We start from the raw sequence: 7450 nt of genomic DNA, 5'->3' as shown, positions 1-7450 counted from the left end.
CATCTTAACATTATGTTTCCATAACGTCAAGAACTTTTTTGAAAAGCTCGCGCCCTCAAAACTGAAGTCATCAACAAGATCATCTGCTAGAACAAGAGCCTCGACCGATTAGTATCACTCAGCTCCGCATGTCGCCATGCTTCCACCCGTGACTATCTACCTCATCGGTCTCTGAGGGTCTTTCTTGATTACTCAAAGGGAAATCTCATCTTGGAGGGGGCTTCATGCTTAGATGCTTTCAGCATTTATCCCGTCCGCACGTAGCTACCAGCGATGCTCCTGGCGGAACAACTGGTACACCAGCGGTGCGTCCATCCCGGTCTCTCGTACTAAGGACAGCTCTCCTCAAAATTTCCTGCGCCCACGACGGATAGGGACCGAACTGTCTCACGACGTTCTGAACCCAGCTCGCGTACCGCTTTAATGGGCGAACAGCCAACCCTTGGGACCTACTCAGCCCCAGGATGCGATGAGCCGACATCGAGGTGCCAAACCTCCCCGTCGATGTGGACTCTTGGGGGAGATCAGCCTGTTATCCCCAGGGTAGCTTTTATCCGTTGAGCGATGGCCCTTCCATGCGGAACCACCGGATCACTAAGCCCGACTTTCGTCCCTGCTCGACTTGTAGGTCTCGCAGTCAAGCTCCCTTCTGCCTTTGCGCTCTACGAATGATTTCCAACATTCTGAGGGAACCTTTGGGCGCCTCCGTTACTGTTTAGGAGGCGACCGCCCCAGTCAAACTACCCGCCTGACACGGTCCTCCAGCCGGATGACGGCTGCGAGTTAGAGACTCTATGCATGAAGGGCGGTATCCCAAGGGTGACTCCTCCGAAGCTGGCGCTCCGGTCTCGACGTCTCCCGCTATCCTGTACATCATGCACAAAGCCTCAATATCAGGCTGTAGTAAAGCTCCATGGGGGTCTTTCCGTCCTGTCGCGGGTAACCTGCATCTTCACAGGTACTATGATTTCACCGGGTCTCTCGTTGAGACAGTGCCCAAATCGTTACGCCTTTCGTGCGGGTCGGAACTTACCCGACAAGGAATATTCGCTACCTTAGGACCGTTATAGTTACGCCGCCGTTTACTGGGGCTTCGGTTCAAAGCTTCGCTTGCGCTAACCCATCCCCTTAACCTTCCAGCACCGGGCAGGCGTCAGCCCCTATACGTCATCTTGCGATTTAGCAGAGACCTGTGTTTTTGCTAAACAGTCGTTTGGGCCTATTCACTGCGGCTCTACTCAATGTAGAGCGTCCCTTCTCCCGAAGTTACGGGACCATTTTGCCGAGTTCCTTAACGAGAGTTATCCCGCGCGTCTTAGAATTCTCATCCCGCCTACCTGTGTCGGTTTACGGTACTGGCACCTTCCACCTCACTAGAGGCTTTTCTTGGCAGTGTGAAATCGTGACCTTCGTCCCTACGGGACTCCGCATCGTTCCTCGACTTTGATGCCTGACGGATTTGCCAATCAGACGGTCTCGAAACTTACACATGCACTTCCATCCGCATGCGTCACTATCCTCCTGCGTCCCCCCATTGTTCAAACGGTGGATCGGTGGTACAGGAATATCAACCTGTTATCCATCGCCTACGCTTTCGGCCTCGGCTTAGGTCCAGACTAACCCTGAGCGGACGAGCCTTCCTCAGGAAACCTTGGGCTTTCGACGGAGGGGATTCTCACCCCTCTTTTCGCTACTCACACCGGCATTCTCACTTCCAAACGCTCCACTGCTCCTTACGGTACAGCTTCACAGCGGTTTGGAACGCTCCCTACCATTCCTTACGGAATCCGCAGCTTCGGTGGTATGTTTAGCCCCGTTACATTTTCGGCGCGGCGCCACTCGACTAGTGAGCTATTACGCACTCTTTGAATGGTGGCTGCTTCTAAGCCAACATCCTAGCTGTCTAGGCAGCGCCACATCCTTTTCCACTTAACATACACTTTGGGACCTTAGCTGGCGGTCTGGGCTGTTTCCTCTTGACTACGGATCTTATCACTGCAGTCTGACTCCGAGTATAAGTTGCCGGCATTCGGAGTTTAACTGAATTCGGTAACCCTGTGGGGGCCCTAGTCCAATCAGTGCTCTACCTCCGGAACTCTCAACCTCGAGGCTAGCCCTAAAGCTATTTCGGGGAGAACCAGCTATCTCCAGGTTCGATTGGCATTTCACCGCTACCCACAACCTCATCCCCGCACTTTTCAACGTGCGTGGGTTCGGACCTCCAGTCAGTGTTACCTGACTTCATCCTGGACATGGGTAGATCACCTGGTTTCGGGTCTACGACAACGCACTATGGCGCCCTATTCAGACTCGCTTTCGCTACGGCTCCGCTCATCAGCTTAACCTCGCGCGCTATCGTAACTCGCCGGTTCATTCTACAAAAGGCACGCCATCACCCATTAACGGGCTCTGACTACTTGTAGGCATACGGTTTCAGGATCTATTTCACTCCCTTCCGGGGTGCTTTTCACTTTCCCTCACGGTACTGGTTCACTATCGGTCACTAGGGAGTATTTAGCCTTGGGAGATGGTCCTCCCGGATTCCGACGGGGTTTCACGTGTCCCGCCGTACTCAGGATCCACTCTGGAGGAAAACAGTTTCAGCTACAGGGCTGTCACCTTCTTCGGCCGACCTTTCCAGGTCGTTCACCTACTGTCTTCCTTTTTGACTCCGTATAGAGTGTCCTACAACCCCGGAGAGCATGCTCTCCGGTTTGGCTGTTCCCGTTTCGCTCGCCGCTACTCAGGGAATCGCATTTGCTTTCTCTTCCTCCGGGTACTTAGATGTTTCAGTTCCCCGGGTCTGCCTCACGCTACACTATGTATTCATGTAACATGTCCCATCCCATTACGGATGGTGGGTTCCCCCATTCGGAAATCCTCGGATCAAAGCATACTTACTGCTCCCCGAAGCATATCGCTGTTCGTCGCGTCCTTCATCGGCTCCTAGTGCCAAGGCATCCACCGTACGCCTTCATACCTTGATCTAGCATTTTGGTATTCTAAGAACACACGTCTAATGACATGGTTATAAAAAGTTTGATGTCTTGTTGATGTCTTCAGTTTTCAAGGTGCGAGTGTCTCTTATCGAGACTGAGAGACGAGCTCTCAAAACTGAACGATGGGCATGTCCCTTACGGGACGTTTTCCTTAGAAAGGAGGTGATCCAGCCGCACCTTCCGATACGGCTACCTTGTTACGACTTCACCCCAATCATCTACCCCACCTTCGACGGCTGGCTCCTTGCGGTTACCTCACCGGCTTCGGGTGTTGCAAACTCTCGTGGTGTGACGGGCGGTGTGTACAAGACCCGGGAACGTATTCACCGCAGTATGCTGACCTGCGATTACTAGCGATTCCGACTTCATGCAGGCGAGTTGCAGCCTGCAATCCGAACTGGGAACGGCTTTCTGGGATTGGCTCCACCTCGCGGTCTCGCTGCCCTTTGTACCGTCCATTGTAGCACGTGTGTAGCCCAACTCATAAGGGGCATGATGATTTGACGTCATCCCCACCTTCCTCCGGTTTGTCACCGGCAGTCTCCCTAGAGTGCCCAACTAAATGCTGGCAACTAAGGATAGGGGTTGCGCTCGTTGCGGGACTTAACCCAACATCTCACGACACGAGCTGACGACAACCATGCACCACCTGTCACCCTTGTCCCCGAAGGGAAAACTTGATCTCTCAAGCGGTCAAGGGGATGTCAAGAGTTGGTAAGGTTCTTCGCGTTGCTTCGAATTAAACCACATGCTCCACCGCTTGTGCGGGTCCCCGTCAATTCCTTTGAGTTTCAGCCTTGCGGCCGTACTCCCCAGGCGGAGTGCTTAATGCGTTAGCTTCAGCACTGAGGGGCGGAAACCCCCCAACACCTAGCACTCATCGTTTACGGCGTGGACTACCAGGGTATCTAATCCTGTTTGCTCCCCACGCTTTCGCGCCTCAGCGTCAGTTACAGACCAAAGAGTCGCCTTCGCCACTGGTGTTCCTCCACATCTCTACGCATTTCACCGCTACACATGGAATTCCACTCTTCTCTTCTGTACTCAAGCCTTCCAGTTTCCAATGACCCTCCCCGGTTGAGCCGGGGCTTTCACATCAGACTTAAAAGGCCGCCTGCGCGCGCTTTACGCCCAATAATTCCGGACAACGCTTGCCACCTACGTATTACCGCGGCTGCTGGCACGTAGTTAGCCGTGGCTTTCTCGTAAGGTACCGTCATAGCGTGAGCATTACCTCTCACGCCTATTCTTCCCTTACAACAGAGTTTTACGATCCGAAAACCTTCATCACTCACGCGGCGTTGCTCCATCAGACTTTCGTCCATTGTGGAAGATTCCCTACTGCTGCCTCCCGTAGGAGTCTGGGCCGTGTCTCAGTCCCAGTGTGGCCGATCACCCTCTCAGGTCGGCTATGCATCGTCGCCTTGGTGGGCCATTACCCCACCAACTAGCTAATGCACCGCAAGGCCATCTCAAGGTGACGCCGAAGCGCCTTTCATCATCAGACCATGCGGTCTGAAGAACTATCCGGTATTAGCTCCGATTTCTCGGAGTTATCCCAATCCTTAAGGCAGGTTCCTTACGTGTTACTCACCCGTCCGCCGCTCATTCCCTCACTTCCCTCCGAAGAGTTCCGTGAGCTTCCTGCGCTCGACTTGCATGTATTAGGCACGCCGCCAGCGTTCGTCCTGAGCCAGGATCAAACTCTCCATAAAGTGTTTGACTTGCTCGTTTTTGTGACCGAAGTCACGTTGACGAAGCTTGCGCTTCATTCATTGTTTGTATCCGAAGATACGTTTTTTGCCTCATCGTTCAGTTTTCAAAGTTCGTCGTTTCGTTTAAGTCGTGTTAGCGACTTTAATAGACTAACAGGTTCTTTCGATTATGTCAACCACGTTTTAGAAAAGTTTTTCAGCCCCAACAAACCGTTTATAAAAGGCGTCTCGCTGGAACATTTATTAATATACCAACAAAATTCGACAAACACAAGCATTATTTCAAAAAAACTTTACAAAGAGTTTAAGAACCCTTTGCAAAGTAGTTACAGCCTTAACATACTGATTGCAGTAAAGACGATGTTCGCTGGTCGTTCCGCCAAACGTTTCATCAAATATGTGTACCAGTCGACGCCATGCGGAACATAGATCACGACACGGAATCCTTCCTCTACCAATTCCTTTTGCCGATTCGGTCGCATCCCTTGCAGCATCTGGAATTCAAATTGTTCGAATCCGATTCCCTGTTGATGCACGAAACGGATAACTTCTTGAATCATGTCTTCGTCATGTGTCGCCACCTGCGTATAACACCCTTGCAAAAGGTTTTGTTTGACTAGCTGTAAATATGTCGCATCGACGGTTTCTTTCCGTTCGATATAAATATCAGCTGGACCTGTGTACGCTCCTTTAACAACACGAACGGTGGATTGCAAACGTTCAAGATCGAAGCGACTGCGATACAGATTCGCTTGCAAGGCAATGCCGACGTTTGAAAATCTTGTTCGCAGCTGTTCAAATACATGTATGATCGATTCACATACCGCCTCTTCTTCCATGTTAATCGTCACGCGCATATCAAAACGTTCTGCCGTTTCTAAAATGCGCGTCATTTGTGCAAAAGCGATTTCTGGATTTAACCGTAAACCAACTGATGTAAGCTTCAAGGACACTTGGGCATTCAGTTGATCTTCTGAAATACGGTGAATGACTTTTATGCATTCATCCGCGATATCGATGGCGTCTTTTTCTGATTCGATGAACTCACCTAAACAATCGATGGTCGCCGCCCGCCCATCTTGATTTAACGTTTGGACGGTTCCAACGGTTTCATCCAACGTCTGTCCACCAACAAAAAATGTGCCACCTAGCGGCAAACCGATTTTTCGGGCCAGCTTGATCAATCGTTTGTCTTCCGCTAAGTATTCAAATACAGGGCCTGTAATTTTTTCAATCATCCAAAACACCTCCTCTTTCTTTCCTTTCCCTGATCAACAAAAAAAACGCCTTTCTTCTATATAGAAGAAAGACGTCAAACGTACAAGAACACTTAGTGTAACCAGATGAAGTACGCCAGGAATCCGAGGGACATCGCATACATGATTGGATGGACCTCTTTCGCGCGTCCTTTCGCGATCATCGTGATTGGATAAAATAAGAATCCGAACGCGATCCCGGTTGCAATCGAGTACGTCAGTGGCATCATGATGACCGTCAAGAATGCCGGAACTGCATATTCGAACTTCTTCCAATCAATCTGGAGAAGCGAAGAAGCCATCAAGACGCCACGATAATCAATGCCGGTGCTGTAACCGGCGCCGTAATCACCGCAAGTAGTGGTGAGAAGAACAAGGCAAGTCCAAAGAATAATCCTGTGACAATCGCCGTCATCCCTGAACGTCCACCGGCTGCGACCCCGGCACTCGATTCAATGTAGGAGACCGTTGTCGACGTTCCGAGAATCGAACCCGCGACCGTTGCTGTCGAGTCCGCGATCAAGGCACGACCGGCACGCGGGACTTTATTATCTTTAATCAAACCGGCTTGGTTCGCTACAGCAACGAGTGTTCCTGCTGTATCAAAGAAATCAACGAAGAAGAATGTTAAAATGACGACTGCCATCTGTACCGTAAAGATTTCGTTAAAGTGTAAGAACGCTTGTCCGAATGTCGGTGCGATGCTTGGTGGCGCCGAGACGATCTCACCTAGACCGGATGGTACGGGAATCAAGCCGAAGATCATCCCCGCAATCGCTGTAATGATCATTCCGAAGAAGATGGCGCCTTTAATACCACGTGTCATTAAGATCGCTGAAATGACTAATCCGAAGACGGCAAGTAATGTTGTTCCTTGACCAAGATTACCAAGTGAGACGAGTGTTGCTTCATTGGCGACGACGATACCACCTGTTTTCAAACCGATGAAAGCAATGAATAAACCGATTCCGGCAGCAACTGCCATTTTAAGGGGTTCAGGAATCGCATTGATGATCGTTTCGCGAATACCGGACGCCGTCAAGACCATGAAGACAAGTCCGGATACCAAGACACCGGATAAAGCGGTCTCCCACGGAATGCCCATTCCGATGACGACGCTGTAGGCGAAGAATGCGTTGAGTCCCATACCGGGCGCCAGGGCGATTGGGTAATTGGCGAGTAGGCCCATCGTCACCGAACCGATGATCGCAACGAGTGCCGTTGCTCCGAAGACTGCTCCTGCATCCATCCCGGCTTCAGCAAGCGTGTTCGGATTGACGAACAAGATGTAGGCCATTGCGAAGAAGGTCGTCATACCGGCGATGAACTCTGTCCGCATATTCGTACCGAGTCCATTAAAATCGAAGTAACGCGCAATCGCGTTCTCCTTTTGTTTTGGTTGTTGCGGTTTCATCTGTGTGCTCATGGTTGCCCTCTTTCCAAATAAGCCGTCTCAAGAAACGAAAAAAACGGCAGTTAC

Annotated in this window: 1 protein-coding gene, 2 rRNA genes and 1 pseudogene; all 4 read right to left on the bottom strand. The window is 50.9% G+C overall.

The window, feature by feature from the left end; all coding sequences use genetic code 11:
- Positions 1–87: 87 nt before the first annotated feature.
- The 4 genes and pseudogenes from P404_RS0110575 to P404_RS17530 all read right to left on the bottom strand — a co-directional run bounded on the left by P404_RS0110575 (position 88) and on the right by P404_RS17530 (position 7396).
- Positions 88–2987 (bottom strand): 23S ribosomal RNA (locus P404_RS0110575).
- 167 nt (positions 2988–3154) lie between these two features.
- Positions 3155–4714 (bottom strand): 16S ribosomal RNA (locus P404_RS0110570).
- Together the 16S and 23S rRNA genes form the textbook arrangement of a ribosomal RNA operon.
- 326 nt (positions 4715–5040) lie before the next feature.
- A complete protein-coding gene (locus P404_RS0110565; protein WP_034774181.1) occupies positions 5041–5952 on the bottom strand; it encodes a proline dehydrogenase family protein in 912 nt (303 codons plus the stop codon).
- Positions 5953–6044: 92 nt separating this feature from the next.
- A pseudogene (locus P404_RS17530) lies at positions 6045–7396 on the bottom strand (NCS2 family permease).
- Positions 7397–7450 lie beyond the last annotated feature (54 nt).

The sequence above is a fragment of the Exiguobacterium antarcticum DSM 14480 genome (assembly GCF_000685865.1).
Taxonomy (GTDB): Bacteria; Bacillota; Bacilli; order Exiguobacteriales; family Exiguobacteriaceae; genus Exiguobacterium_A; species Exiguobacterium_A antarcticum.
This window is presented reverse-complemented; position numbering and strand designations above follow the sequence as displayed.